Here is a 26,779-nt window from a genome sequence, read left to right as displayed (position 1 = left end):
CGTGGAAAGCGAACGGAACGGCCGATCGCACGCGACGCAGGGAGCCGTGATGGTCGAGGCACTGATCGCAGTGGTGGTGACCCTCGCCTGTCTCGGGGCCATCACCCTGATGGCGGGGGCCCGGGTGATCAAGCAGTACGAGCGGGGGCTGGTCTTCCGGCTCGGCCGGCTCAGGCCCGGCATCCGCGGCCCCGGCTTCGCGATGATCGTTCCGTTCGTCGACCGGATGCGCAAGGTCAACATGCAGATCGTGACCCTGCCCATCCCCGCCCAGGAGGGCATCACCCGCGACAACGTCACGGTCCGCGTCGACGCGGTCGTCTACTTCAAGGTCGTCGCCCCGGCCGACGCCGTCGTGCAGGTCGAGGACTACCGCTTCGCCGTCTCCCAGATGGCCCAGACCTCGCTGCGGTCCATCATCGGCAAGAGCGAGCTGGACGACCTGCTCTCCAACCGTGAGAAGCTCAACCAGGGCCTGGAGCTGATGATCGACAGCCCGGCCGTGGAGTGGGGCGTGACCATCGACCGGGTCGAGATCAAGGACGTGTCGCTGCCCGAGACGATGAAGCGCTCCATGGCCCGGCAGGCGGAGGCGGCGCGCGACCGGCGCGCGCGGGTCATCAACGCCGACGCGGAGCTGCAGGCGTCCCGGAAGCTGGCGCAGGCGGCGCAGCAGATGTCCGACCACCCGTCGGCGCTGCAGCTGCGGCTGCTGCAGACGGTGGGGGCCGTGGCGGCGGAGAAGAACTCGACGCTGGTGCTGCCGTTCCCGGTGGAGCTGCTGCGGTTCCTGGAGCGGGCGCAGTCGGGCATGGGGCCGCCGCCCCCGGCCGGCGGCCCGGCCCCGGCGCCGCCGGCCGCGGACGGCGAGGGGCCCGGGGCGGACGCGGGCGGGGACGAGGACGTACCGGCGCCGCTGGACCCCATCGACCCGCTGGGCGCGCTGGAGCTGGGGAAGCCGGGCGGCTCCGTGGAGCCGGCGGAGCGGCCGGAGGCGTTGGACCCGGGGGACGTGGAGCCGGCCGACGAGCTGGAGCAGCCGCAGCGGGACCCGGAGGACCGGGAGGACCCGGAGCGCTGACGCGCGGAGGCGCGGTTCGTACGGGCCCGGGGTCGAGGTGGTGCGGACCGTATGCCGTGGGGGCCGCGTACCGGCCGCTCCGCCCCGTGACACCGGCCGCCCCCGGGTGCGTCAGCCGCCGAACGCCGCGAGCGCGTCCTCCGCCGAGTTACGCGCCCACACGTACTCGTCCGCCCACGCCGCCGCCTGTGCGTAGCCGGACTCCGCCGCGATGCGGGCGCAGGCCGCCCCGTAGTCGTAGGCCGTGCGCCGCAGCGCCGCGCCGCCCGGTCCGAGCAGCGCCCAGTGCGCCCCCGGGCGGCCGTACGGCATGCCGACGCTGCCCGGGTTGACGACGAGGCGGCCGTGCGCGAGCCGGGCGAACGGCATGTGCGTATGCCCCAGCACCACCGTCTCCACCTCGGGGCCGAGGCCGCCCAGCACCTCCGCCCACCGCCCGGGCGCCGCGTCGACGAGCACCGTCTCGTCGTCGGCGCGGGGCGTCGCGTGGCAGAAGTGCACCTGCCCCAGCCCGCCGACCGGCAGCGTCGCGCCCGCCGGCAGCGACGCCAGCAGCTCGACCTGGTCCGCGCGCAGCTGCTCCGCCGCCCAGGGCGCGATCGGGTCGGGGATGTCGGTGCGGGCGCCGCGGCGGTACTCGACCAGCTCGCGGTCGGCGTTGCCGCCCACCCACACGGCGCGCCCACCGAGCGCCGCCAGGGCGTCGAGGGTGCGGTCGGGCAGCGGTCCCGCGGCGAGGTCGCCGGTCAGGACGACGGCGTCGGCGGCGTGTACGTCGGGCTCGGCGAGCACGGCTTCGAGGGCCGGCAGCACGCCGTGGATGTCGGAGAGTACGGCGACGGTCCGGGGCATGCGGCCAGGGTGCCGGGCGCCCGGTCGCGGCGCGCCCGGATTCGCTGACAGCAGGGCGCCCGCCCGCGGCCGCGGACCCCGGCGCGTACGGGGAGCTGTCAGTGCTCGACGCGGGCCTCGTGCCAGGCGCGGGCCAGGATCTCGTCCGCCGTCTCCGCCGGCGTCTGGCCGGAGGTGTCCAGCCACAGGCCGAGGCGCGGGGTCTCGTCGCGCAGCACGGCGTCCAGCTCCCGTACGCCCCAGGCCGGCCCGTACGCCGTCTTCGCCCGCCCCGCCTCGCGGGCCGCCACCGCCGCGGGGCGCGGCGCCAGCACGACGACGAGCAGCGGGTCCGTACGGAACAGGGCGGCGGTGCGCGGCAGCTCGTCGCCCAGCACCACGTCCTGGGCCACCGCCGTGAACCCCGCCGCCGCGTACGCGTCCGCCGTACGGGCCATCAGCCCGTACCGGAGCCGCAGCTGCCGCAGCGCCTCCGGCGACCCCTGCGGCGTCACCTCGGCGCGTCCGCCGACGACCATGCGGCGGAAGACGTCGCCCCGCACGTGCGCCGAACGCGGCAGCCGTTCGGCGATCAGCTGGGCGACGGTGGACTTGCCGGCGGCCTGGACGCCGGTCAGCAGCAGGACCGCGGGGGTGTCGGGGAAAATGGTCTGCTCCTCGGAATGCGGCCGGGACGGTCGGCGTTGACGCCTGCGTCAACGACGCGCTCATCCGTACCACAGCAGGGAGATGGCCCATGGCGGCTGCCACCGGTGAAACGCCCAAGGTCGACTTCTACTTCGACCCGGCCTGTCCGTTCGCGTGGATCACCTCGCGCTGGATCCTCGAAGTGGAACGGCAGCGGGACATCGACCTGCGCTTCCGGGTGATGAGCCTGTCCGTGCTCAACGAGGACCGCGACCTGCCGGAGTGGTACCGCGCGCTGATGGACAAGGCGTGGGGCCCCGTGCGGGTCTGCATCGCCGCGGCGCAGCAGCACGGCGAGGACGTCCTGCGCGACCTGTACACCGCCCTCGGCACCCGCATCCACAACGGCGGCGAGGAGGACTACGAGACCGTCGTCAAGGAGGCGCTGGCCGAGGCGGGCCTGCCGGCCGAGCTGGCCGCGGCGGCCGGCAGCGACGAGTACGACAAGGCGCTGCGCACGAGCCACCACGAGGGCATGGACCCGGTCGGCGAGGACGTCGGCACCCCGACGATCCACATCGACGGCGTCGCGTTCTTCGGGCCCGTGATGACCGCCATACCGCGGGGCGAGGAGGCGCTGCGGATCTTCGACGGGGCGCTGGCGATGGCGTCGTACCCGAAGTTCTTCGAGCTGAAGCGGACCCGCAAGGGCGACCTGAGCTTCGACTGAACGGTTCCCCGGCCGGGCCGCACGAGCCGGCCGGGGGACCGGCCCGGTAAGGACCGGACGCCAAAGGGCGTCCGGTCCTTACCCGTGTGCCGACGCACCGGCCCCCGTGACCGGCCGGCGGCGTCTTGTGTACAGCCAGGCCGCCACCGTCACCGACAGCGGCCACAGCAGGTACGGGCCGGAGGCCACCAGCAGCGCCGCGACCGCGACCAGCGCCGGCACCGCCGCCTTCCGCCCCGCGCTGCCGCGCGGCAGCAGCCGGAACGCGGCGGCCACGCCCACCGCGTACACGGTGGTGAACGAGCCCGTGGTCAGCAGCACCAGCGGCTTCGTGCCGGTGTCCGTCAGCGTCACCGCACCCAGCGCCGCGAAGCCCAGTACCGCGATCACCGCCAGGCTGCGCCGCGGCACCTCCCCGGCCTCGCTGCCCCGCGCCAGCTTTCCCGGCAGCGCGCCGTCGCGGCCGAGGGCGGCGCCGAGCTTGGCGGCGCCGGCGTAGTAGACGTTCATGACGCCGAGGGTGAGGAGCAGCGCCGCGCCCGCGGCCAGATGGCGGCCCTGCCCGCCGAGGCCGCGGGCCATGAGGTCGCCGAGCGGCGCGTCGGAGTCGGCGGCGGCCGGGCCGAGCACCGCGACGACGGCGAAGGCGACGGACAGGTACAGCACGCCGACCAGCGCGACGGCCGCGCCCGTCGCGCGCGGCAGGTCGCGGGCCGGCCGGCGGAACTCGCCCGCCAGGTGCGTGATCGCCTCCCAGCCCGCGAAGCTCCAGACCAGCAGCGCGGCGGCCGGGGCGACGGCGGTCCAGCCGTGCGGCGCGAACGGCTGCAGATGGTCCGTACGCGCGTGGGGGAGCGACAGCAGCACCGCGGCCAGCAGGAGGACGACGAGCAGCACCGCGAGCGCCAGTTGCAGCCGGCCGGTCACCTTCAGCCCCACGGCGTTGGCGGCCGTGACGGCTGCCATGAGCCCGGCGGCGGTGGCGGTGGTGGTCGCCGTGCCGCCGCCCACGGCCGCGGAGACGTACGCGCCGCCGAAGAGCGCGGCGGCCGCGGCGCCCGGCGGGATCGCGAGGAAGAAGCACCAGCCGACGACGGTCGCGGCCCGCTCGCCGAAGGCGAGCCGGGCGTACGTCGAGACGCCGCCGGAGTCGGGGTGGCGGGCGCCGAGGGCGGCGAAGGTCGCGGCCAGCGGCACGGAGACCAGGACCAGCGCCGCCCACGCGACGAGGGAGGCGGGGCCCGCGGTGTCGGCGGCGAGCGCGGGCAGGGTGATGACGCCGGTGCCGAGGACGGCGCCGACGTACATCGCCGTGCCCTGCGCGGTGGTGAGGCCGCCGCGGGAGCGCGCGGGCGCGGGGCCCTGCGCCGCGGGCGCCGGGGCGCGTCCCCGGGTACGCCCCGGGCGTACCCGGGGCGTGGCGTGCGGCGTGTCCGGCGGCGTGGCGTGCGGGGTCGCGGGCGGCGCGGCATGCGGCGGCTCGGCACCGCCCGCCGGGGCGGCGCCGCTGGTCGTTTCGGCCATGACTGGAGCCTCGCCCGGCAGGCCCCCGCGCGGCCATGGGCAGAAATGCCTCCCTGCGCTAAATTCCTGCCATGTCTACGACGCCGCCGACGCCCGCACCGCCGCCGGCGCCCCGCCACGTCGTCGGGGTCGCCGTCACGGACGGCGCCCCCGCCTACGAACTGGCCGTCCCCTGCGAGGTCTTCGGCCTCGACCGCAGCGACCTCGTCGACCCCTGGTACGAACTGCGCCTGTGCGCCGCCCAGCCCGGCCCGCTGACCACCGCCCCCGGACTGCTCCTGCAGAGCCCGTACGGCCTCGGCGACCTGGCCGAGGCCGACACCGTGCTCATCCCCGGCCTCGCCCGCAGCCACCAGCTCGACCCGCCGCCCGACCTCGTCGCCGCGGTGCGGAAGGCGTACGAGGCCGGCAAGCGGATCGTCACGCTGTGCGCCGGCGCGTACGTGCCGGCGGTGGCCGGCGTCCTGGACGGGCGCCGCGCGACGACGCACTGGATGAACGCCGCCGACTTCGCCCACCGCTTCCCCCGCGTCCACGTCGACCCGGGGGCGCTCTACTGTGAGGACGGCCCCGTCTACACCTCCGCCGGCACCGGCGCCGCCGTCGACCTCTGCCTCCACCTCGTCCGCCGCGACCACGGCGCCGCCGTCGCCAACGAGGTCGCCCGGCGCATGGTCGTACCCCCGCACCGCGAGGGCGGCCAGGCCCAGTACGCGAAGCTGCCGCCGTCCCCGCCCCGCCCGGCGGCCCCCGACCACGGGCTGGCACCCGTGCTCGACTGGGCCCGCGCCCGCCTCCACGAGCCGCTGACCGTGGCCCGGCTGGCGCGCGCCGCGCACCTCGCCGAGCGCACCTTCGCCCGCCGGTTCCGCGACACCCTCGGCGTCACGCCGCTGCAGTGGCTGCTCCAGGAACGGGTCCGGCTGGCGCAGGAGTTGCTGGAGACCACGGACGTGCCGGTGGAGGCGGTGGCGCGGCGAGCGGGGCTGGGGAGCGCGGCGAACCTGCGGCACCAGTTCGCCCGGCAGACGGGGGTGTCGCCGCGGACGTACCGGCACGTGTTCCGCGACCGGGCACGGTGAGCGCGGGCACGGGCCCCGCGGGGACGGGGGCACGGGGCTCGCGGTGACCGGAGCTCGCGGTGACCGGGGGCGCGGTGCGTGCGGCCGGTCAGGGGGCCTCGCCCACCGCCAGGTGCATACGGCTGTGGCGGGGCGACTCCGCCTCGTCCAGCAGGGCGACCGCGAAGTCCGGGTACGAGATGCGCTCCCCGGGGTCGCCGTGGGCGCGGACGCGGTAACCGCGGTCCGTGCGGCCGGCGTCGTGGTCGAAGTCGCCCGCCGGGCTGACGTAGAGCCAGTCCAGCTCCGGCGGCACCGCGCGGAGGACCTCCAGGCCCGCCGCGTGGGCCTCGCAGAAGGGACGGAACTCCGCCGGGAACGCCGGGTCGTCGAGGAGCCGGCGGCCCGTCGCGTCCGGCAGCAGCGACGCCAGCCCGACGAGCACCAGCCGCGCCACCCCCGCCCGGGGGAGCCCCGCCGCCAGCGCCTTCGCCGAGCCGCGGAAGAAGGCGTCCGGGTCCGTGCCCTCCCCGTACACCGCCGCCGCGGCGATCGCCGCGGTGCAGCCGGCCGCCGCGGCCGCCACCGCGTCGGCGTCCGCCGCGTCCCCGGCCACGAGCCGTATGCCCTCGCCCGCGACGCCCGCGTGCTTCACCGGGTCCCGCACCACGGCCACCACCTCGTGCCCGCGCCGCCGCGCCTCCGCCACCGCCCGGCGACCGGCCCTGCCGCCCGCCCCGTACACCACGATCCTGCCCATCCCGCTGCCTCCCGCTGGTCGGCCGTCATCGTCCGCCGCACGCTAACGCGGCCCGCGGTTTCCTCCGGGATACCGGGAGCGCCGCCTACGCTGGCGGGATGAGCGAGCCGCTGCGCCCCGACATGTTCGACGAGCTGTGCCCGTCGTCGGTCCTGCCGTTCCGCTTCGGCGACAAGTGGGCCGGCCTGATCCTCGTCTGCCTGGAGGACGGACCGCGGCGCTACTCCGAACTCCGCGTCCCGCTGCGGCGGGTGACGCCCAAGATGATGACGCGCTCGCTGCGGTCCCTGGAGCGCGACGGGCTGGTGGCGCGCACGGTGTACGAGGGACTGCCGCAGCGGGTGGAGTACGCGCTGACGCCGCTGGGCCGGAGCATGCTGGAGCCGCTGCGGGCGGCGTGCGCGTGGGCGGCGGAGCACTGGGACGAACTGCTCGACGCCCGCGAGGCGTACGAGCGGCGGGCGGGGGCGCCTGGAGCCGCGGGCACGGCGGGAGCCGTCCGGGTTCCGGGAGCCGCGGGGGCCTGAGCCCCGGCTGGTCGGGGACCGCCGCGTCCCCGGGCGGCGCCCCTCCGCTACGTCCCCCCGCCGCCAAGCGGGAAGCGCAGCCACTCCCGCCACCGCCGGCCGTCGTACGCCACGAGGTCCACCGCCCGTACCCGCGCCGCGACCGGCAGCCGGGGCGCGAGGTCCGCCTCGATCGCCGCGTGCACCGCTTCGCCGCCGCTGTTGGCGACGGTCATGTGCGGGTCGAGGTCGCCGAAGAGGCCGCCGTACGGCGGGTGGTCAGGCCACTGTTCCGCGACCGCCTTCGTCAGCGCCCGCAGCGGGTCGTCCGGCTCGGGCGCGAGGTAGAGCACTCCGGGGAAGCGGGCGCAGCGCGCGAACGCCACCGGGAACGCCTCGTGCGCGGCGAACAGCCGCCGCAGCACGGCGCGTACGGGGGCGTCGACGCGGTCGCGGTGCAGGAACGGGTAGAGGACGGTGACGTGGGCGGTGCCGCCGTGGGCGGCGGCGGTGTCGTAGCGGGCGCGCCAGTCCCGTACGACGGGATCCACCTCGGGCAGCGACACGCTGAGCGCGGTCGTGCCGGGCGCGGTGGGCCAGCCTTCGGCCTCGGAGTCGGTGGGCGCGGGGGACATGGGGGGATCGTACGGCGGGGTCGCCCGCGGCGGTTGCGGCGGCCGGGTGGCCGGGCGGCGCGCGGGAAACGCCTCTCCGGCGCCTTCGCGGACGGCGTACCGTAGCGATCATGACTACGGACCACGAGCTGCACCGTCGGCGCGCCTCCTCCTTCGGCGCCCAGGCCGGGGCCTACGCCGAATTCCGCCCCGACTACCCCGCCGCCGCGGTCCGATGGGCCCTGGCGCCGGTCGCCGACCGCGACGGCCTCCACGTCCTCGACCTCGCCGCGGGCACCGGCAAGCTGACCGCCGCGCTCGTCGCGGCGGGAGTGCCGACCACGGCCGTGGAGCCGGACGGGGCGATGCGGGCGGAGCTGCGGCGCGCGTACCCGGACGTGCCGGCGCACGAGGGCACGGCGGAACGGATCCCGCTGGCGGCCGGGTCCGTGGACGCGGTGCTGGTGGGGCAGGCGTTCCACTGGTTCGACCCGGAGCTGGCCCTGCCGGAGATCGCCCGGGTGCTGCGGCCGGGCGGGGTGGTCGCCGGGCTGTGGAACCAGGGCGACCGCGACGTGGACTGGATCATCGGGCTGGACGAGGTCACGCGCGGCGAGGCGTGCTTCGCCGACCTGTCCGACGAGGTGGAGGTGCCGGCCGACGAACGGTACGAGCCGGTGCAGCGGCAGCGGTTCCCCAACCGGCTGCGCTACACGCGCGACTCGCTGACCGCGATGGTCGCCACGCACTCGCGCCTGCTGCTGCTCCCGGAGGAGGAGCGGGCGCAGTTGCTCGCGCGGGTGCGGGGCTACCTGGCGGCGCGGCCGGAGACGCAGCGTGAGGAGTTCGAGGTGCCGCTGGTCACGCTGGTGGACAGGGCGGTGCTGCGGGGCTGAGCGGGGGCTCGGGCGGGGCTGCTCGGCGGCCGGCGCCGCCGTGGCCCGTACCCGTCATACCTGAGAGCTACGCGGCAGGTGGGCTCTGCGGCGGGACGCCGGCGGGGGCCCGCGGTTCATAGCTTTCTCACCGGATCACACCCCGGTGAGAGGACTCCTCATGGCACGGCCCCGACCCTGCGGACCCGGCTCGATCGGCCGGGGGACGAGTCGGCAGCCCGGGAGAGGACGCACGGGCGGGGCGGTGGCCGGCCGCGGCGCGGGTCCGCGGGGCGGCGGCGTCGGCGCCCCGGGCCGCGATGGCGGTTTCGGCGGCGAGGCTCTGCCGGCCGCGCGGCCGCGCAGCTCGGATCTGCCGGATGCGTGGCTGCGTCGCGCCGGTCTCCCCGCGGCCCGCCCCCGCGCGGAGCGGCCCCGCGCGGAGCGGCCCCGCGGCGGGCGGGCGCGCGGGACGTTGCTGCGGGGGGTGCTCGCCGCGGTGGTGGCCGCCGCCGTGGCGTTGCCCGTGGCCGCCGCTGCCCGGCCCGCCGCGGTGCCGGCGCCGGTGCCCGCAGCACCGTTCGACGTGGGCGCCGCGACTCCCACCGCCCTCGCGCAGCGGTACGCCGCGAACCGCGACGGCATCCGCGCCGCCGCGCGCATGGCCGCCGCCCACGGCGACCGGCGCCGCGCCGAGTCGCTGCGCGCCATGGCGGCGCCGGGACGGCACTTCGTCTCGTTCGACGGCCGCGACGGGGGTCGCAGCGCCGAGGTGTTCGGCGACCTGGCGCACGCCGGGCGGATCGCCGTCCTCGTCCCCGGCTCCGACACCGGCCTCGACTCGTACGGGCGCTTCCGCGCCGGGGCCGAGGCGCTCCACGGCGAACTGGGCGGCGGCGAGGAGGGCGCCGTCGTCGCCTGGCTCGGCTACGCGACGCCGAGCACGGTCGGCCCCGAGTCGCTGACCGCGGACCGCGCCGAGGCCGCCGCGCCCCGGCTGCGCGACTTCGTCCGCTCGCTGACCGCCGCCCGCCCCGGCGCCCGGATCTCGCTGCTCTGCCACTCGTACGGCTCGGTGGTCTGCGGGCGCGCCGCGGCGGAGCTGCGGGTCGCGGACATCGTGCTGTACGCCAGCCCCGGGGTGGGCGCCGGCAGTGCCGCCGGCCTGGACGCGTCCGCCACGGTGTGGGCGGGCCGGGGCGCGGCGGACTGGGTGGGCAAGGTGCCGCACGTCCGGATCCCGCTGCTCGTGACGACGCTCGGCTTCGGCACGGACCCGGTCTCACCGGACTTCGGCGCCTGCACCTTCGCCGCGGGTCCCGGCGGCCACAGCGACTACCTGACCCCCGGCTCCGTACCGCTGCGGAGCATGGCCCGGATCGTGCGGGGAGAGGCCGCGTGCGCCGGCGTCGGCGCCGCCGCAGCCGCGGCGCATCCCGGAATCCGCTGCCAGGCAGCCCCGTACGCCGCCGCCCGCCCCGCCCTCCGGGGATGCGGACATGCGTGACGTCCTCCTCCGCATATCCGCCGCCACCCCGCCCACCCGCGACCGCGGCATCGACGCCCTGCGCGCCTTCGCCATCCTCGGCGTCGTGCTCGGCCACTGGCTGGTCACCGCCCTCGTCGTCGACAGCGGCACCGTGCGCGCCGCCAGCCCGCTGCACTACATGCCCGCACTGGCACCCGTCTCCTGGGCCCTGCAGACCCTCGCCGTCTTCTTCTTCGTCGGCGGCTACGTCGCCGCCCGCGGCCACGCCTCCGCCCGCGCCGCCCGCACCCCCTACCCCCGCTGGCTGCGCGCCCGGCTCGGCCGGCTCTTCCGGCCCGTCGCCGCCGTGCTCGCGGTGTGGGCGGCGGTGCTCGGCGTGCTGCTGGCGGACGGCGTCGGGTACGCGACCGTACGCGCCCTCGGGAAGCTCGCGCTGTCGCCGCTGTGGTTCCTGCTGGTCTTCGCCTTGCTGACCGCGGCGACCCCGCTGGTCGCCCGGCTGCACCCGCTGTGGCCCCTGGCCGTGGTCGCCTGCGTGGACCTGTGGCGGCTGGGCGCGGGCGGGCCCGCCGCACTGGGCTGGGTGAACGTCGCCGCCGGGTGGCTCGTGCCGTACGCCCTGGGCGCGCGCGGCGCCCGCCGCGGGCTGCCGGGGAGGCGGACGGCGTACGCCCTGCTCGGCGGCGGTGCGGCGGCGACGGCGGGACTGGTGCTGTACGCCGGCTACCCGGCGGCCATGGTCGGCGTGCCCGGCGCCGCCGTCTCCAACCTGGACCCGCCGACCCTCGCCGCCGCCGCCTTCGGCCTCGCCCAGTGCGGCGCCGCGCTGCTGCTCCTCGGGCCGCTGCGCCGGGTGCTGCGGCGGCCGGCGGCGTGGGCGGCGGTGGCGCTGCTCAACCTGTCGGCGATGACGGTCTTCCTCTGGCACCAGACGGCGATGATGGCGGTCTCGGCCCTCGGCCTGCTCGCGGGCGACGCGCTGCCGGGGCTGCACACGGTGCCGGACGGGGGCGGCTGGGTGGCGGCGAGGCTGGTGTGGCTGCCGGCGTTCGCGGCGGTGCTGCTGGTGTGCCGGGCGGCTTTCCACCCGTACGAGAGAAGCCGGCCCGCCATGCGAGGTACCTAGGGTGGAGGGTCAGGGAGGGGAGGGGACGATGGCAGAGCGACTGGCCGCGTGGCTGCGTGGCGGCCTGCGGACGCTGCACGCGGACCTGTGGACGACGGCCGTCAGCGCGCCGCCGCGTACGGCGCCGGCCACCGCCACCCGGCGCTCGCGGCTGCGCGAGTGGCTGCCCGCGCTGGCCGTGCCGGTGGTGCTGGGGGTGGTGGCGATGCAGATCGCCGCCACCAACCAGTACGCCTTCGGCTACGGCATGGGCATGCGCGTCGCCGCCCTGCTCGCGACGCTGCAGACGGCCGCGTTCCTGATCGCGCTGATCCGGCCGGTGCTCGCGTGGTGGATCACGACGGCGGCCATGCTGGTGGTCGCGCGGTACGCGGACGGCGCCCCCGGGCCCGACCCGGGCGCGATGTTCCCGTGGACCGGCACCGGCCTCGTGCTGCAGGCGACGGTGCTCTTCGCGGTGGCGCTGCGGTGCCGGCCGCGGATCGCGGTCGAGACGCTGGTGATCAGCGTGCTGGCGGGCCTCGGCTACGGCTTCTTCGCCGCCGGCGACACCGAGGGCGTGCCGTTCGCCGTGCTGGTCCTCGTCCTCCCCGTCGGCGGGGGCGTCGCGCTGCGCGGGCGGCGGGTGGCGCGTACCGAACTGGCGGCGCAGGAGGAGCTGACCGCGGAGGAGCGCGCCCGGCGGGTACTGCTCCAGGAGCGCACCAGGATCGCGCGCGAGCTGCACGACGTGGTCGCGCACCACATGTCGGTGATCTCCATCCAGGCGCAGGTCGCGCCGCACCTGGTGCAGGACCCGCCGGCGGAGCTGAGGGAGAACCTCGCGGGGATCCGTGCGAGCGCCGTCGAGGCGCTGGCAGAGCTGCGCCGGGTGCTGGGCGTGCTCCGCGCCGACGACGGGGGAGCGGGCGCCGCCCTCCACCCCCAGGACGTACGCCACGCGCCGCAGCCCACCCTCGACCGGCTCGGCGAACTCGCCGCCGCCGTACGCCGCGCGGGGGTCGAGGTCGACACCCGGACCACCGGCGAGCCGTACGCGCTGCCGCCTGGCATCGAGCTGTCCGCGTACCGCATCGTGCAGGAAGCGCTCAGCAACGTGGCCCGGCACGCGCCCGGGGCCCGCGCCCTGGTCGAGATCGGCTACCACCCCGCGGGGCTCACGGTCCGCGTCGCCAACACCGCGCCCGAGCGTGCCGCGCCGCCGTGGGCGGGGGCGGGGCACGGGCTGCTGGGGATGCGGGAGCGCGCGGCGATGCTGGGCGGCGAACTGGCCGCCGGCACCGCCCCGGACGGCGGCTACGAGGTCACCGCGGTACTGCCCGCGACCCCGGCGGCGCCCCCGGCCCCCGCGGCACCCGCGCCGCACACCACGCCCGCCACCCCGGACGGTGAGGACACCCCGTGACGAACATCCGCGTGCTGATCGCCGACGACCAGGTCATGGTGCGCCAGGGCTTCACCGTGCTGCTCGACGCCGAGCCCGGCATCGAGGTCGTCGGCCAGGCGGTGGACGGCACCGACGCCGTCGCGAAGGCCGCCGAACTGCGCCCGGACGTCGTGCTGATGGACATCCGGATGCCGGGCCTCGGCGGCATCGAGGCCACCCGCCGCCTCACCGAGCCGCCGGACGCGGCCGTCCGGGTGCTGATCCTGACGACCTTCGACCTCGACGAGTACGTGTACGAGGCGCTGCGCGCGGGCGCGTCCGGGTTCCTCCTCAAGGACGCCTCCGCCGCCGAACTGGCCCACGCCGTACGGATCGTCGCCACCGGTGACGCCCTGCTCGCCCCCGCCGTGACCAGGCGCCTCATCACCGAGTTCGCCCGCCTGACCCGCGCCCCGCGGGCCCCGCTGAAGGACCGCGTGGGCGGCCTGACGGAACGCGAGACGGAGGTGCTGAGCCTGATCGCGCAGGGCCTGTCGAACGCGGAGATCGCCGAGCGGCTGGTGGTGGCGGAGCAGACGGTGAAGACCCACGTGGGCCGGATCCTGACCAAGCTCTCCCTGCGCGACCGCACCCAGGCAGCGGTCTTCGCCTACGAAACGGGCCTCGTCCGCCCCACCGGCGGCTAAGCCGCCGAGAAGGCGGGGACGCGGTGGCGGGGCGCCCGGCCGCCGGCGCCCTGGCGGGCGCCGGCGGCTCCGTGCGGGGCGGTGCGTCAGCGGGGGACGGTGACGGTGAACGCGGCGGTGGCCTCGGCGTTCGGGGCGGTGACGCGGACCGTGCCGCGGTAGGTGCCGGGGCGCCGGTAGCGGTGTGCGGCCTCGATCCGGTACACGCCGTTGATCCTGCGGTCGCCCGCGGCGTCGCCCGTGACCGTGGCGGGGCCCGTGGTGCCGTCGCCCCAGTCGACCGTCGCGGTGACCTCGGCCGGTGCCGCTCCCGGCAGCGCCAGGCTCGCCACCGTGCCGTCGACGGCGCCGTCCCGGCCGGTGCGCAGGTCGGTGCCGACCGCCGCGGCCTCCCAGCGCACACCGGGGTCCGCCCAGAAGTTCCGGCCGGCGAACTGCCAGCGCGCGCCCTGCACCGCGGTCCTGGCCACCACGCCCTCGGCGTCCTCGGTGGCCTCGGCGGGTGACCACGCCTTCTCCAGGATCGCCGGGAGCCGGGGGAACACCTGGTACTGCACGTCGGGGAGGCCCCGCAGCATCCGCTCGCCCCAGATCGGCGCCTCGATGCCGATGATGTCGTCGTTGTCGAGCCCGTAGTCGCGCTGCACCTTGGCGCCCGTCCAGCCGTCGGTGAGGTCGAACGGGTTCCAGGAGTACGAACGCCGGGTGTCGTACGTGGGGTAGGGGTAGTCCAGGTACGTCTGCTGGGTCGGGGAGAGCAGCACCGGGCGGCGGGGGTGGAACCACTCCCGCGACATCTCCCTGCTCTGGTCCTGCCAGTAGTGGTGGACCGTCTCGGTGTCGAGGCCCACGCCGCAGCTGGGGGACCAGCCGATCATGGTCTTGCCGTGGCCGCGGGCGATGCCCTCGACCCGGCGCAGGAACCGCACGTACTGGTCGTGCGGCATGTCCGACTCGTCGGCCCCCAGGTGGACGTAGGGGGAGGGGAAGAGCGCGGCGACCTCGCGGAGGACGTCGTCGACGAACGCGTAGGTGGTCTCCAGATCCGCCAGGTACCCGCCCGCGCCGCTCAGTTGCGGGTACGCGGTCCTGGCCGCCGTCGTGTGGGAGGGCATCTCGATCTCGGGGATGATCTGCACGTGCCGGTCCGCCGCGTACCGCACGACGTCCCGGATCTGGTCCTTGGTGTAGAAGCCCGTCCGTCCGCCGGGCATGGACATGCCCCCACCGACCTCGGTGAGCCGGGGCCAGGAGTCGATCTGGACCCGCCAGCCCTGGTCGTCGGTCAGGTGCCAGTGCAGCACGTTCCCCTTGGACTGGACGAGCCCGTCGATGAGCTGCCGGACCTCGGGGACCTCCAGGAAGTTCCGGGCCGGGTCGATCATCAGCCCGCGGTGGGCGAACCGGGGGTGGTCGCTGATCTCGGTCGCCTCGACGGTCCACGGGCCGGGCCGGACCTCGTCGCTCTCGATCCACGGGGGCAGCAGCTGGCGGAGCGTCTGGACGCCGTTGAGCAGGCCGTGCGGGTGCGCCGCCGCGATCCGCAGCCCGTTGCCGCCGGCGGCCAGGGTGTAGCCCTCGGCGACGGCCAGCCGGGCCCGGGACGGGGCGTGGGAGCGGCCGAGCAGCAGCGTGATGTCGCCGTCCCCGGCCCGCCCGCCGCCGACCACGGGCAGCGGGTAGCCGGTCGCCGGGCGCAGGTGGCCGGCGAGGAGCCGGGCGACGTCGCGGGCGCGCCGGTCGGCGGCGACGATCCGGCTGTGCCGGCCCAGCACGAAGGGGCGGGCGTCGGGCCGCGAGGTCTGCGCGACCGGGGCCGGGATCACCCGGCCCGCGGGGAGGCCGACGCCGGGGCGCGGGCCGTTCCAGACCTCCATGGCGAAGATCGAGTAGCCCCAGCCGGTGGCGACTGCGACGCCCTGCATCCGCACGTAGCGGACGGGGGTGGTGAGGCCGAGTTCGAGGACCTCCCGGCCGCCCGGGGCGTCGGGGACGTCGAGGGCGGTGCGCCAGGTCTCGCCGTCGTCGGAGACGTGGATCTGGTAGTGCGCGGCGCGGGCGGTCTCCCAGTGGATCACCACGTGGTGCACCGGGCCGGGCTCGGCGAGTTCGATCTGCACCCACTCGCGGCTGGGGTCGGGGTGGCCGTTCTCGGGCGAGTCGGAACCCCACCGGGTGCTCAGGTCGCCGTCGTTGACGTGCTCGGCGGCGAACCTCTCCGGGTCGAGGTCGTAGACGCTGGACGCGGTCGCGGTGCCGTCCCTGGCGACGTCGCGCGCGGGGTCGGGCCAGGCGGGGTCGGCGGCGGCCGGGGCCGCGCCGGATGCGGACGCGGACGGCGCCGGTGCGGACAGCGCCGGGGTGGCGGAGGCCGCGACGAGGGCGGCGGAGCCGGCGGCGGCGAGGACGGTTCTGCGGCGGACGGCCTGCTCTTCGGACGGTGCGGACATGGCTACTCCCGGAGATGGGTGTTGGGCAGCGGTCGGTCCTTGCGTGGCGGTTCACGGGCGGCCGGCTGTGGGGTCCGGGACGGGGGATCGACCGGAACGTAGGTGCGTGTGCACTCAAGGGTCAAGAGGTCTACACCAATTGAATCGAAAGTCCCTGGTGAGAGCGGTGGGCAGGAAATTGAAACGTTCCTATTGGTCTAGTCCAATCGCTGGGTGCCGTCGGAGGTGGGTGGGTGGCGGCCGTTCCGGGGGAGTGACGAATCTCATGTGCGGGCGGCTGGGCGCCCAACTGGACTGCCCGGGCGCGGAGATGGCGGGAATGGCGGCGCCGGCGGCCTTCGGGGCGCCGCCGAGCTGGGGGAACGCGCGTTCCGCGGCGTTCGCCGGGCGGGCTTGGAAGAGCTAGGGTAATCGAACGAACGTACGATGGAATCTATCGGGATAAAGAGCCGAAATGGGGTGGAGTGATGGAGGTGCGGCATGGCGGGCTTCGCCCACGTGCACGTCGCGTCCGGTTACTCCGCCCGCTACGGCGCGTCCCACCCCGAGCACCTCGTCCGGCGGGCCGCCGAGCGCGGCATGGGAGCCCTCGCCCTGACCGACCGGGACACCGTCACCGGCACCGTCCGGTTCGTCCGGGCCTGCGCGGAGGCCGGGGTCCGGCCGGTGCTGGGGGTCGATCTGGCGGTGGCAGGCGCCCCGCACCGGGCCGCACCGCCGCCGCCCGGCCCGCGGCGGCGCGGCCCGGTGCGGGGCGGCGGGCACGTGGTCGAGCCGCCGCTGCGGTTCGTGCTGCTCGCGCGGGACGGAGCGGGGTGGGCGCGGCTGTGCCGCATCGTGTCCGCCGCCCACGCGGGCGCGACGGCCGGCAGCCCGCCGGTGGTGCCGTGGCAGGCGCTGCGCGCGTACGGGGGCGCCGGCCTGGTGGCCCTGCTCGGGCCGCTCTCCGAGCCGGTGCGGGCGCTGGCGGCGGGCCGGGAGGACGTCGCGGCGAAGCTGCTCGCGCCGTGGCGGGAGGTCTTCGGGGCCGGGCTCCGGCTGGAGGCCGCCGCGCACAAGCGCGCGGGCACCGGACCCGGGTCGCTCCGCCTCGCCGCCCGCACCCTGGCGCTGGGCGACCGCACGGGTACCACCGTCGTGCTCTCCAACGCCGTCCGCTACGCCGACCCCGGCCAGCACCGGCTCGCGGACGTCCTGGACGCCGCCCGGCTGCTGCGGCCGATCGACTGGCGCCGGCTGGACAGCGGGCAGCGCTGGCTCAAGGACGAGCGGGCGATGGCGGCCGTGGCGCGGCTGGTCGCCGAGTGCGCAGGAGGGGACGTACGGCGCGCACGCCGCCTGATGGCGGACACCGCCGCGACGGCCGCCGCGTGCACGATCGATCCCGCGGCGGACCTCGGGCTGGGGCGGCCGCACTTCCCGGAGGCGGCGCTCTTCGGCGCCGGGCCCGGCGCCGGCGGAGCCGCGCGGCTGCTGCGCCGGCAGTGCGAGGACGGCCTGGCCAGGCGCGGCCTCGACCGCGACCCCGCGGCCCGTACCCGACTGGACGAGGAGCTGGAAGCGATCTCCACACTCCGCTACGACTCGTACTTCCTCGCCGTCGGCCAGGTCGTGGCCGACATCCGGGCCAAGGGCATCCGGGTCGCCGCCCGCGGCTCCGGCGCCGGCTCGCTGGTCTGCCACGTCCTGGACATCGCCACGGCCAACCCCCTCGACCACCGGCTGCTGTTCGAGCGCTTCCTGAGCGTCCGGCGCAAGTCGCTGCCCGACATCGACATCGACGTGGAGTCGGCCCGCCGGCTGGAGTGCTACGACGTGATCTTCGACCGGTTCGGCAAGGAGCGGGTGGCGGTCACCGCGATGCCCGAGACCTACCGGGCGCGCAGGGCGCTGCGGGACGCCGGCCTCGCCCTCGGCATCGAGCCCGCCGACGTCGACCGGATCGCCAAGAGCTTCCCGCACCTGCGGGCCTCCGACATCACCGGCGCCCTCGCGGAGCTGCCGGAGCTGCGGCAACTGGCCGCCGAGGCACACCGGTACGGCCCGCTGTGGGAGCTCGCCGAGGGCCTCGACGCCCTCGTCCACGGCATGGCCATGCACCCGTGCGGCGTCGTCATCAGCGACGCCACCCTCCTGGACCGGCTGCCGGTGCAGCCCACCCCGCAGGGCGACTACCCCATGGCCATGGCCGCCAAGGAGGAGATCGAGGACCTCGGCAACATCAAGCTCGACGTCCTGGGCGTGCGCATGCAGTCCGCGATGGCCCACGCCGTCGCCGAGATCGCACAGGCCACGGGCAGGCACATCGACCTGGACGACCCCGGACAGGTGCCGCTCGACGACGTCTTCGCGTTCAAGCTCATCCAGGACAGCGAGACCCTGGGCCTGTTCCAGCTGGAGTCCCCCGGCCAGCAGGACCTGCTGTCCCGGCTCAAGCCCCGCGACCCGCAGGACGTCATCGCGGACATCAGCCTCTTCCGCCCAGGACCCGTCGCCGGCGGCATGCCCGAGCGCTACGTCGCCGCCCGCCACGGCGGCGCTCCCGAGTACGCCCACCCGGACCTCGAACCGGTGCTCTCCGACACGTACGGCGTGACCATCTGGCACGAGCAGATCATCGAGACCTTCCGGGTGATGACCGGATGCGACCGGGCCCTGGGGGAGATCGCCCGGCGCGCGCTCGGGGACGAGGACAGGCTGCCCGGGATCAGGGACTGGTTCCACCGGCAGGCGCGTGCGCGCGGCTACGGCACGGCCGTACGGGACGAGGTCTGGAAGACCGTCGCGGCCTTCGGCGCCTACGGCTTCTGCCGGGCGCACGCGGTCGCCTTCGCCGTACCCGCGCTGCAGAGCGCCTGGCTCAAGGCGCACTACCCGGCGTTCCTGCTGGCCGGCCTCCTCGAACACGACCCCGGCATGTGGCCCAAGCGCGTCCTCGTCTCCGACGCCCGCCGGCGCGGCGTGCCGGTCCTGCCCGTCGACGTCAACCGCTCCCGGGTGCGGCACACCGTGGAGAAGAGCGACGCGGACGACCGGTGGGGGGTGCGGCTCGCGCTGTCCGCGGTGCACGGCATCAGCGAGGACGAGGCCGTACGGATCGAGGAGGGCCTGCCCTACGGCTCCCTGTCGGACTTCTGGCAGCGGGCCCGGCCCAGCAGGCCGCTCGCCGAGCGCCTGGCCGGGATCGGCGCCCTCGACGGCCTCGGCGACGGCCGCCTCACCCGCCGCGACCTCCTCCTCCAGATCGACGAGCTGCACCGGCAGTCCCGGGCCCGCTTCGCGGGTGAGGGCCAACTGCCCATCGGCGCGGACGCGGCCGGCGGTACGGAGCCGAGCGGGCTGCCGGAGATGACCGGTCGCGAGACCCTCGGCGCCGAACTGAACACCCTCGGCATCGACGTCTCCAAGCACCTGATGGAGCACCACCACCGGCTGCTCCGCGAGATCGGCGCGACGGACGCGGCCCACCTCGCCGGCCTGCGCCCCGGGCAGCAGGTGCTCGTCGCCGGCGTGCGGGCCTCGACGCAGACCCCGCCGATCGCCAGCGGCAAGCGCATCATCTTCGTCACGCTGGAGGACGGCTCCGGCCTGGTCGACCTGGCGTTCTTCGAGGACTCCCACCCGGCCTGCGCGCACACCGTCTTCCACAGCGGCCTGCTGCTGGTACGCGGCACGGTCCAGGTGCGCGGCACCCGGCGCACCGTCGTCGGCACCATGGCCTGGGACCTGGACCGGATCGCCGCCGCCCGCCGCGACGACGGCCCCGAGGCCGCACTCGCCCTCCTGGGCGAGGACCGGCCGCACCCGACCCCCGCCCAGCCCGACGGCCCCCGGCCCGACGGGGCCCGCCCGGGCCCCGACCGGCCCGACCGTCCTCAGCCCGGCCGCACCCTGGCCGACGGCACCGCCGGGGCCCGCCTGCACCCGTACGCCGACCTGCAGCCCGCCGGCAGCCGGTCGGCCGACCTGAAGAAGTTCGGCCACCGCAGCCCGGGGAGCGCGGGATGACCGCGCGCCGCCGGCACATCGCCCACCTCCATCTGCACGCCTCGCTGAGCGGGGAGCAGTACGCGGACATCGTCGAGCTGATGGGCGGCGTCACGCCCCACGTCCAGGAGATGCCGCCCGACGCCGTACAGCTCGACCTGACGTCCGCGCTCCGGTACTTCGACCTGTCGGCCTACGACGCGGTCCAGCTCGTGAAGATGAGGCTGAAGGCCCTCTACGGCATCGACAGCAGCGCGGGCCTCGCGGGCAACCGCATGCTCGCGGCCATGGCGGCCGACGCCTCCGCGCCCGGGGACACCACCCGCGTGCCCACGGGGCGGGCGGCGGAGTGGCTGCACCCGCGCCCGGTCGCCGCCCTCCCCGGGATCGGCCGCGCGACCGCGGAGAAGCTCGGACGGTACGGCCTGCACACCGTCGGGCAGATCGCCGAGCTGCCCGCGGCGACCCTGCAGCGGCTCCTCGGCGTCAGCCAGGCCCGCCTGCTCGGCGACCGCGCCCGCGGCTACGACCCGCGCCCGGTCACCCCCGCGGAACCGGCGGCGTCCCTGTCGGCGGAGCTGGTGCTGGACGCCGACTGCCTCGACCCCGTACGGCACCACCGGGCCGTCCTGGGCCTCGCCGACCGGATCGGCCAGCGCCTGCGCGGGGAGGCCCAGGTCGCCGGCCGCCTCACCCTCGTGGTGCGCTACGCCGACCGCAGCTCGACCACCAGGACCCGGGCCGTCGCGGAGCCCACCGACCACTCGCCGGTGCTCGCCGCCACCGCCCTCGGCCTGCTGGCCGCCCTCGGGCTGCAGCGGGCCCGGGTACGGGCGTACGCGCTCCGCGCCGACCACCTGCTGCCGGCGGCCGGCGCGTACCGCCAGCTCTCGCTGGACCCCGGCGACGCCCGCGCCCGCCGCGCCGAGGCGGCCGCGGACCGCGCCCGCCGCCGCTTCGGCCCCGGGGCCGTCCGGCCCGCGACCCTGGCGATCACGGAGCCCCCGGCGCCGGGGTGGGAGGGCGTCAGCTCCCCAGGGCGCGCTTGAGGACCTTGCCCATGTCGTTGCGGGGGAGGGCGTCGAGGAAGTGGACCTTGCGGGGGCGCTTGTGCGGGGCCAGGTGGTCGGCCACGTACGCCGACAGCTCCGCGGCGGGCGGCGGCGCGCCGGCCGGGACCACCCAGGCGACGATGCGCTCGCCCAGGTCCGGGTCCGGCTCCGCGGTGACCGCCGCCTCGGCGACGGCCGGGTGCTCCAGCAGCGCGTTCTCGATCTCCCCGGCGCCGATCTTGTAGCCGCCGGACTTGATGAGGTCCGTGGCGCGGCGGCCGACGATGCGGTAGCGGCCGGCCGCGTCCCGTACCGCCATGTCGCCGGTGCGGAACCAGCCGTCGCGGAACGCCGCCGCCGTCGCCTCGGGGCGGTTGAGGTAGCCGGTGAAGAGGTTCGGGCCGCGGACCTCGATCTCGCCGACCGTCTCCCCGTCATACGCGGTGAGTTCGGCCCCCGCGTCGTCGACGAGCCGGGCGGCGACGGACGGCAGGGGGACGCCGACGCTGCCGGTGGCGTCCATGTCGTCGGGGCGGACGCTGGTGTTCATCAGCGTCTCCGTCATGCCGTAGCGCTCCACGACGCGGCGGCCGGTGGCCGCGGTGAGCCGGCGGTGGTCGGCCACCGGCAGCGCCGCGGAGCCGGAGACCAGCAGCCGGGCGCCGGCGAGGGCGGCGGCCAGGGACGTACCGGAGGACGCCCCGGGTGCGGCCGCCGGCTCCGCGTCGAGGGCGTCGGCCAGCCGGTGGTACATCGTCGGCACCCCGAACAGCATCGTGCCGCCCGCGGCCAGCGCCGCCGCCGCCGTCTCCGGCGCGAACCGCCCCACGTGGTGCACGGCGCCGCCGCGGCGCAGCGGGCCCAGCACGCCGAGGACCAGCCCGTGCACGTGGAACAGCGGCAGCGCGTGCACCACCGTGTCCCGCTCCGTCCAGCCCCAGACCTCCGCGAGGTCGTCGAGGGTCGCGGCCAGCGCCCGCTGCGCCAGCACGACGCCCTTGGGCGGGCCCGTCGTACCGGAGGTGTAGACGACGAGCGCGGGGGTGCCGGGTCCGGGGCGCGGGCCGGCCGCCGGCGGCTCGGCCCGTACGGCCGCCGCCCCGTTCACCGTCCCGCCCGCCGCCACGTCCACCCGCTCGACCTCCGCCAGCGCCCCGGGCAGCTCCGCGTCCGGCGCCGCGAGCACCAGCTCGGGCCCGCTGTCGGCCACGATGTGCGCCAGCTCCCGTACGCCGATACGGGGGTTGAGCGGCACCACCGCCACACCCGCCACCAGCGCCGCGGTCACCGCCACCGCCGTCGCCGGCTCCGGCGTCGCCCAGACGGCCACCCGCCGGGCGCCCCCGAGCCGCCGGCCGACGGCGCCGGCCGCGGCGGCCAGCTCGCCGTACGTCAGGACGGTGCCGCCGAAGCGCAGCGCGACCCGCTCCGGCGCGGTGCGCAGCGCCGGGAACAACTCCCACGGCACCTCCCGCGCCGTCCCCGGCACCGCTTCCGCCCCCGGCTCCGATGACTTTTCCGTCTCCCGCATCCCCACGACGCCTTCCTCCCCCTCGGCCCGGCGCCGCATTCCGCTGCCGCGCCCGCGGAGGGCACCGTAACCCGTCCGTCTCAACGCCACACCGCCCGCACGGCCGGATCGGCACGTACGGGCGGTGCGCGGGGCGGCCGCCGCGGACCGGTGGCCTCAGCCCAGCGGCCGGAAGCGCCGCAGCCGCAGGCTGTTGGCGACCACCGAGACGGAGGAGAAGGCCATCGCCGCGCCCGCGAGCATCGGGTTGAGCAGGCCCGCGGCGGCGAGCGGCAGGGCGGCGGTGTTGTAGCCGAACGCCCAGGCGAGGTTGGTCTTGATGGTGGACAGGGTGGAGCGGGCGAGCCGGATGGCGTCCGGTGCGGCCCGCAGGTCGCCGTTGACCAGGGTGAGGTCGGCGGCCTCGATGGCGGCGTCGGTGCCGGTGCCGATGGCCAGGCCCAGGTCGGCCTGGGCGAGGGCGGCGGCGTCGTTGACGCCGTCTCCGACCATGGCGACCGTACGGCCCTCGGCCTGCAGCCGCTTGACCGCGTCGACCTTGTCCTCGGGGAGGACCTCGGCGATGACCTCGTCGATGCCGACCTCGGCGGCGACGGTCTGCGCGACGGCCTTGTTGTCGCCGGTGAGCAGGATCGGGGTCAGACCCAGGTCACGCAGCCGCCTGATGGCCTGCGCGCTGGTGGGCTTGACCGCGTCCGCGACCTCCAGCAGGGCGCGGGCCTCGCCGTCCCAGGCGACCGCGATCGCGGTGCGCCCGGCCTGCTCCGACCGCTCCTTGGCCGCGGCGAGCCCGGCGGGCAGGGTGATCGCCCAGTCCGCGAGGAGCTGCTGCCGCCCGACGAGGACCGCGTGGCCCCCGACGACGCCCTGGACGCCGAGCCCGGGCACGTTGGCGAAGTCCTCGGGGACCGGCAGCGTACCGACGCGGTCGGCCGCCGCGGCGGCCACCGCCTGGGCGATGGGGTGCTCCGAGGCGTGCTCCAGCGCGCCCGCCAGCCGCAGCACCGTTTCCTCGTCCTCGCCGTCCGCGGTGTGCAGGGCGTGCAGGGTCATGGTGCCGGTGGTGACGGTGCCGGTCTTGTCCAGGACGACGGTGTCGACCTTGCGGGTCGACTCCAGCACCTCGGGGCCCTTGATGAGGATGCCGAGCTGCGCGCCGCGGCCCGTGCCGACCATGAGGGCGGTCGGGGTGGCCAGGCCGAGGGCGCAGGGGCAGGCGATGATCAGCACGGCGACCGCGGCGGTGAACGCGGCGGAGATGCCGTCGCCCGTACCGAGCCAGAAGCCCAGGGTCCCCAGGGACAGGGCGATGACGACCGGGACGAAGATGCCGGAGATCCGGTCGGCGAGCCGCTGCACGGCGGCCTTGCCGTTCTGGGCGTCCTCGACCAGCCGGGCCATCCGCGCCAGCTGCGTGTCCGAGCCGACCCGGGTGGCCTCCACGACCAGCCGGCCGCCGGCGTTGACGGTGGCGCCGGTGACGGCGTCGCCCACGGTGACCTCCACCGGCACGGACTCACCGGTGAGCATGGAGGCGTCGACGGCGGAGGCGCCCTCGACGACGGTGCCGTCGGTGGCGATCTTCTCGCCGGGCCGCACCACGAAGCGGTCGCCGACCGCGAGCCGGTCCACGGGCACCCGCTCCTCGCGGCCGTCGCGCAGCACCGCGACCTCCTTGGCGCCCAGCTCCATCAGCGCGCGCAGCGCCGCGCCCGCCTTCCGCTTCGACTTGGCCTCGAAGTACCGCCCGGCGAGGATGAACGTCGTCACGCCGGCCGCGGCTTCGAGGTAGATGTTGCCGGAGCCGTCGCCGCGGGCGATGGTCAGCTCGAAGGGGTGGGTCATGCCGGGCTCGCCCGCGGTGCCGAAGAACAGCGCCCACAGCGACCACAGGAACGCGGCGGTCGTACCGACCGAGATCAGCGTGTCCATGGTGGCGGCGCCGTGCCGCGCGTTGGTCCAGGCGGCCCTGTGGAACGGCCAGGCGCCCCAGACCACCACCGGCGCGGCCAGCGTGAGCGAGAGCCACTGCCAGTACTCGAACTGCAGGGCGGGGGCCATCGCCATCGCGATCACCGGCACCGAGAGCGCCAGGGATCCGAAGAGCCGCTGGCGCAGCGTCCGCAGCTCGTCGGGCGGGCCCTGCCCGCCGGCGCCGTCCTCCTGCCCGTCGCCCGCGGCCGTGCCGGCCGGGGCGGGCGGTGCGGCGGTGTACCCGGTACGTTCGACGGTGGCGATCAGGTCGTCGACGGCCACGTCGTCAGCGAACGTGACCTTGGCCTTCTCGGTGGCGTAGTTGACGGTGGCCTCGACGCCCTCCATGCGGTTGAGCTTCTTCTCGATCCGTGCGGCGCAGGAGGCGCAGGTCATACCGCCGATCGCGAGTTCGACCTCGGCCGTCCTGCCAGGCGTGGTGGTGGTCATCACTGCTCCTCGTGGCTCGCTATACCCCCAGGGGGTATTAGATCCTTCGACACCATGTATACCCCTGACCCGTATCCATTGCAAGCGCTGCCCTCGCTTGACTTTATACCCCTAGGGGGTATCGTCGCCAGTATCGAGGCCGGTCGCAGCGACGGGCCGACCGAGAGGAGCGAGCGATGAACACCGCAGCCAGGGCCGGACTCTTCGCAGGTGCGCTGGCCGTCGCGTTCGCCGGGGCGTACGGGGTCGGCAGCGCCGTGGGGCCCGTCACCGACGAGGACACCGCCCCGGCCCACGGCGGACACGCCGCGGGCGGGGAAGAAGGCGCGGCGGAAGGCGCCGGCAAGAAGGGCGACGGGCACGGCGGCGGCCACGGCGAGGACGCCGGACCCGCCGCGGGCGGGCTGCAGCTCTCCGAGGCCGGCTACACGCTCGACCTCGACACCGAGCGCATCGACGCCGACAGCCCCGCCGAGCTGAGCTTCGCCGTACGCGGCGCGGACGGCGAGCCCGTGACCTCGTACGAGCGGGAGCACGGCAAGGAGCTGCACCTGATCGTCGCCTCCCGCGACCTCGATACGTACCGCCACCTCCACCCCGTCCGCGACGCCGACGGCACCTGGAGCACCCCCGTCGAACTGCCCGAGGCCGGCGACTACCGGGTCTTCGCCGACTTCGTGCCCACCGGCGGCCCCGAGAACGGCCTGACCCTGGGCGGCGACCTCGCCGTCGCCGGGGACTACCGCCCGGCGGCGCCGGCCGAGCCGGAGCGGACCGCGACGGTCGACGGGTACGAGGTGACGCTCGACGGCGCCCTGACGCCCGGCTCCGCCCGCGAGGTGGAGTTCTCCGTCGAGAAGGACGGCAAGCCGGTCACCGACCTGCAGCCCTACCTGGGCGCGTACGGGCACCTCGTCGCGCTCCGCGCCGGCGACCTCGCATACCTGCACGTCCACCCCAACGGCGAGCCCGGCGACGGCAGCACGGAGCCCGGCCCCGAGGTGGCCTTCTCCGCGACCGCGCCCAGCACCGGTTCGTACCGCCTGTTCCTCGACTTCAAGCACGACGGCGAGGTGCGCACCGCGGCCTTCACCGTCACCGCCGGCGGCGGCGCGGCCGAGGGCGGCGAGCAGGGCGCGGACGGCGAGCAGGGCGCGGAGAGCGGGTCGGACGAGGAGGACGGCGGCGGTCACAGCCACTGACCGCCGTGGTAGACCTGCTGCATGCGCAGCAGGAAAGCACTCGTACGCCGCCCCGGACCGCGTCTCGCCGAGGGCCTGGTCACGCACATCGACCGCACGCCGGTCGACGGCGACCGGGCCCTCGCCCAGTGGCGGTCCTACGTCGCCGCCCTCGAACTGCACGGCTGGGAGACCGCCGAGGTCGAGCCCGCCGACGACTGCCCGGACGCGGTCTTCGTCGAGGACACGGTGGTGATGTACAGGAACGTCGCCCTCGTCACCCGCCCCGGCGCCGACTCCCGCAAGCCGGAGACCCCCGGCGTCGAGGCCGCCGTGAGCCTCATGCGCTGCTCCGTGAACCGGGTCCACGCGCCCGGCACGCTCGACGGCGGCGACGTGCTCAAGGTCGGCGACACCATCTACGTCGGCCTCGGCGGGCGCACCAACACCGACGGCGTCCGGCAGCTCCGCGCCTGCTTCGAGCCGCTCGGCGCCCGCGTCGTCACCGTCCCCGTCACCAAGGTGCTGCACCTGAAGTCCGGCATCACCGCCCTGCCCGACGGCACCTTCGCGACCCACCCGGGGCTCGTCGACACACCGGACCTCTTCCCGGGCCGCATCGAGGTGCCCGAGGCCGCCGGGGCGCACGTCATCCTGCTGGGCGGCGGCGCGCTGCTGATGGCGGCGAGCGCGCCGCGGACCGCCGCGCTGTACGAGGAGCTGGGCTACACGCCGGTGCCGGTGGACATCAGCGAGTTCGAGAAGCTCGAAGGCTCGGTGACCTGCCTGTCGGTACGCATGCGGGGCCTGTACGCCTGACGGCGCCGCCACCCGCC

Annotated in this window: 21 protein-coding genes; 13 read left to right on the top strand and 8 right to left on the bottom strand. The window is 76.1% G+C overall.

Annotated features, from left to right (window positions below):
- Nucleotides 1-49: 49 nt before the first annotated feature.
- On the top strand, nucleotides 50-1,081 hold the full coding sequence (locus tag LG396_RS20105; RefSeq protein WP_018837369.1) for a slipin family protein: 1,032 nt from the start codon (nucleotides 50-52) through the stop codon (nucleotides 1,079-1,081).
- 111 nt (nucleotides 1,082-1,192) lie between these two features.
- On the opposite strand, the gene LG396_RS20100 is transcribed toward LG396_RS20105, so the two are convergent.
- Together LG396_RS20100 and LG396_RS20095 are read right to left on the bottom strand one after the other, a co-directional pair.
- Nucleotides 1,193-1,933, bottom strand: coding sequence for a metallophosphoesterase family protein (locus LG396_RS20100; protein WP_225795817.1), 741 nt, complete (start codon nucleotides 1,931-1,933; stop codon nucleotides 1,193-1,195).
- Between the two features lie 98 nt (nucleotides 1,934-2,031).
- Nucleotides 2,032-2,556, bottom strand: a complete 525-nt coding sequence (locus LG396_RS20095; protein WP_225795843.1) for an AAA family ATPase — start codon at nucleotides 2,554-2,556, stop codon at nucleotides 2,032-2,034.
- Nucleotides 2,557-2,669: 113 nt separating this feature from the next.
- Between LG396_RS20095 and LG396_RS20090 the strand changes: the two genes are divergently transcribed.
- Entirely contained in the window at nucleotides 2,670-3,290 is a 621-nt protein-coding gene (locus tag LG396_RS20090) for a mycothiol-dependent nitroreductase Rv2466c family protein (protein ID WP_018837372.1), read from the top strand.
- Nucleotides 3,291-3,368: 78 nt separating this feature from the next.
- On the opposite strand, the gene LG396_RS20085 is transcribed toward LG396_RS20090, so the two are convergent.
- Nucleotides 3,369-4,814: an APC family permease gene (locus tag LG396_RS20085; protein ID WP_037746496.1), complete on the bottom strand. Its 1,446-nt coding sequence runs from the start codon at nucleotides 4,812-4,814 to the stop codon at nucleotides 3,369-3,371.
- A 71-nt stretch (nucleotides 4,815-4,885) separates the two neighbouring features.
- On the opposite strand from LG396_RS20085, the gene LG396_RS20080 reads away from it, so the two are divergent.
- The gene (locus LG396_RS20080; protein WP_225795816.1) at nucleotides 4,886-5,896 is read left to right on the top strand and encodes a GlxA family transcriptional regulator; all 1,011 of its coding nucleotides are present in this window, start codon (nucleotides 4,886-4,888) and stop codon (nucleotides 5,894-5,896) included.
- Nucleotides 5,897-5,984: 88 nt separating this feature from the next.
- Here LG396_RS20080 and LG396_RS20075 read toward each other — a convergent pair whose 3' ends face one another.
- Nucleotides 5,985-6,635 (bottom strand): NAD(P)-dependent oxidoreductase, encoded by a 651-nt coding sequence (locus LG396_RS20075; protein ID WP_225795815.1) that lies wholly within the window; start codon nucleotides 6,633-6,635, stop codon nucleotides 5,985-5,987.
- A 98-nt stretch (nucleotides 6,636-6,733) separates the two neighbouring features.
- Here LG396_RS20075 and LG396_RS20070 point away from each other — a divergent pair, with 98 nt between their 5' ends.
- Nucleotides 6,734-7,162, top strand: a complete 429-nt coding sequence (locus LG396_RS20070; protein WP_037746500.1) for a winged helix-turn-helix transcriptional regulator — start codon at nucleotides 6,734-6,736, stop codon at nucleotides 7,160-7,162.
- Between the two features lie 47 nt (nucleotides 7,163-7,209).
- Here the strand turns inward: LG396_RS20070 and LG396_RS20065 are convergent, their stop codons facing one another.
- On the bottom strand, nucleotides 7,210-7,776 hold the full coding sequence (locus LG396_RS20065; protein WP_225795814.1) for a 2'-5' RNA ligase family protein: 567 nt from the start codon (nucleotides 7,774-7,776) through the stop codon (nucleotides 7,210-7,212).
- 110 nt (nucleotides 7,777-7,886) lie between these two features.
- Between LG396_RS20065 and LG396_RS20060 the strand changes: the two genes are divergently transcribed.
- The 5 genes from LG396_RS20060 (at nucleotide 7,887) to LG396_RS20040 (ending at nucleotide 13,318) form a co-directional block, all read left to right on the top strand.
- Nucleotides 7,887-8,651, top strand: coding sequence for a class I SAM-dependent methyltransferase (locus LG396_RS20060; RefSeq protein ID WP_225795813.1), 765 nt, complete (start codon nucleotides 7,887-7,889; stop codon nucleotides 8,649-8,651).
- Between the two features lie 466 nt (nucleotides 8,652-9,117).
- The gene (locus tag LG396_RS20055) at nucleotides 9,118-10,137 is read left to right on the top strand and encodes an alpha/beta hydrolase (protein WP_225795812.1); all 1,020 of its coding nucleotides are present in this window, start codon (nucleotides 9,118-9,120) and stop codon (nucleotides 10,135-10,137) included.
- Nucleotides 10,130-11,245, top strand: coding sequence for an acyltransferase family protein (locus LG396_RS20050; RefSeq protein WP_225795811.1), 1,116 nt, complete (start codon nucleotides 10,130-10,132; stop codon nucleotides 11,243-11,245). The genes LG396_RS20055 and LG396_RS20050 overlap by 8 nt, the downstream gene beginning before the upstream one ends.
- Before the next feature lie 28 nt (nucleotides 11,246-11,273).
- The gene (locus LG396_RS20045) at nucleotides 11,274-12,650 is read left to right on the top strand and encodes a sensor histidine kinase (RefSeq protein ID WP_225795810.1); all 1,377 of its coding nucleotides are present in this window, start codon (nucleotides 11,274-11,276) and stop codon (nucleotides 12,648-12,650) included.
- On the top strand, nucleotides 12,647-13,318 hold the full coding sequence (locus LG396_RS20040) for a response regulator (RefSeq protein WP_027745571.1): 672 nt from the start codon (nucleotides 12,647-12,649) through the stop codon (nucleotides 13,316-13,318). The genes LG396_RS20045 and LG396_RS20040 overlap by 4 nt, the downstream gene beginning before the upstream one ends.
- 86 nt (nucleotides 13,319-13,404) lie before the next feature.
- On the opposite strand, the gene LG396_RS20035 is transcribed toward LG396_RS20040, so the two are convergent.
- Entirely contained in the window at nucleotides 13,405-15,768 is a 2,364-nt protein-coding gene (locus tag LG396_RS20035) for a family 20 glycosylhydrolase (protein ID WP_225795809.1), read from the bottom strand.
- Between the two features lie 480 nt (nucleotides 15,769-16,248).
- Here LG396_RS20035 and LG396_RS20030 point away from each other — a divergent pair, with 480 nt between their 5' ends.
- A complete protein-coding gene (locus LG396_RS20030; protein WP_225795808.1) occupies nucleotides 16,249-19,776 on the top strand; it encodes a DNA polymerase III subunit alpha in 3,528 nt (1,175 codons plus the stop codon).
- Nucleotides 19,773-20,804, top strand: coding sequence for a DNA polymerase Y family protein (locus LG396_RS20025; RefSeq protein WP_225795807.1), 1,032 nt, complete (start codon nucleotides 19,773-19,775; stop codon nucleotides 20,802-20,804). The genes LG396_RS20030 and LG396_RS20025 overlap by 4 nt, the downstream gene beginning before the upstream one ends.
- Here LG396_RS20025 and LG396_RS20020 read toward each other — a convergent pair.
- Together LG396_RS20020 and LG396_RS20015 are read right to left on the bottom strand one after the other, a co-directional pair.
- The gene (locus tag LG396_RS20020) at nucleotides 20,782-22,377 is read right to left on the bottom strand and encodes an AMP-binding protein (RefSeq protein WP_225795806.1); all 1,596 of its coding nucleotides are present in this window, start codon (nucleotides 22,375-22,377) and stop codon (nucleotides 20,782-20,784) included. The two genes, LG396_RS20025 and LG396_RS20020, sit on opposite strands and share 23 nt — an antisense overlap.
- A 117-nt stretch (nucleotides 22,378-22,494) precedes the next feature.
- Complete coding sequence (locus tag LG396_RS20015) at nucleotides 22,495-24,762, bottom strand: heavy metal translocating P-type ATPase (RefSeq protein ID WP_225795805.1); 2,268 nt, start codon at nucleotides 24,760-24,762, stop codon at nucleotides 22,495-22,497.
- 176 nt (nucleotides 24,763-24,938) lie between these two features.
- On the opposite strand from LG396_RS20015, the gene LG396_RS20010 reads away from it, so the two are divergent.
- Together LG396_RS20010 and ddaH are read left to right on the top strand one after the other, a co-directional pair.
- The gene (locus LG396_RS20010) at nucleotides 24,939-25,964 is read left to right on the top strand and encodes a DUF8832 domain-containing protein (protein WP_225795804.1); all 1,026 of its coding nucleotides are present in this window, start codon (nucleotides 24,939-24,941) and stop codon (nucleotides 25,962-25,964) included.
- A 21-nt stretch (nucleotides 25,965-25,985) separates the two neighbouring features.
- Complete coding sequence (gene ddaH / locus LG396_RS20005; RefSeq protein ID WP_037746521.1) at nucleotides 25,986-26,762, top strand: dimethylargininase; 777 nt, start codon at nucleotides 25,986-25,988, stop codon at nucleotides 26,760-26,762.
- The last annotated feature ends 17 nt before the right edge of the window (nucleotides 26,763-26,779 follow it).

Source organism: Streptomyces aculeolatus, from assembly GCF_020400605.1.
In the GTDB taxonomy this organism is placed as follows: Bacteria; Actinomycetota; Actinomycetes; order Streptomycetales; family Streptomycetaceae; genus Streptomyces; species Streptomyces aculeolatus.
The sequence above is the reverse complement of the archived record's forward strand: the minus strand, read 5'-3'. Positions and strand labels throughout refer to the sequence as shown.